Raw genomic sequence first — 599 nt, forward strand, 5'->3', positions numbered from 1 at the left:
ACCACTTTGTGATTCATGACTGGGGTGAAGTCGTAACAAGGTAACCGTAGGGGAACCTGCGGTTGGATCACCTCCTTACCTGAAAGAACCTGCCTTTGTAGTGCTCACACAGATTGTCTGATGAAAAATAAGCAGTAAAAATCTCTGCAGGCTTGTAGCTCAGGTGGTTAGAGCGCACCCCTGATAAGGGTGAGGTCGGTGGTTCAAGTCCACTCAGGCCTACCAAATTCATCCTGAATACTGCGTTGTGAAACGACTCGCATACTTCAGTATGCTTCGTCCTTCCACGCCTTGTCTCAGTCTGAATTACCGGTACAAGAGATTAGCATTACGATGGGGTTATAGCTCAGCTGGGAGAGCGCCTGCCTTGCACGCAGGAGGTCTGCGGTTCGATCCCGCATAGCTCCACCATCCTTTACTGCTCAAAACAAGAAAACTTCCGAGTGTTCCTGAACAAGGTGCACTGCGAAGTTTTGCTCTTTAAAAATCTGGATCAAGCTGAAAATTGAAACGACACACTGTTTCCTTTCTCCGTAATAAGAAAGGAAAAAGCGGTGTGTTCGAGTCTCTCAAATTTTCGCAACGCGGACTGTTTTACG

General features: G+C 47.4%; 2 tRNA genes and 1 rRNA gene. All 3 read left to right on the plus strand.

Features of this window, described 5'->3' with window-relative positions:
• Positions 1-78: ribosomal RNA gene (locus tag NWP14_RS27795) — 16S ribosomal RNA — on the plus strand; the annotation flags it as partial.
• 70 nt (positions 79-148) lie between these two features.
• Positions 149-225, plus strand: a tRNA-Ile gene (locus NWP14_RS27800).
• 110 nt (positions 226-335) lie between these two features.
• Positions 336-411, plus strand: a tRNA-Ala gene (locus NWP14_RS27805).
• Positions 412-599 lie beyond the last annotated feature (188 nt).

The sequence above is a fragment of the Klebsiella sp. C349492 genome, from assembly GCF_042055345.1.
Lineage (GTDB): Bacteria > Pseudomonadota > Gammaproteobacteria > Enterobacterales > Enterobacteriaceae > Klebsiella > Klebsiella scottii.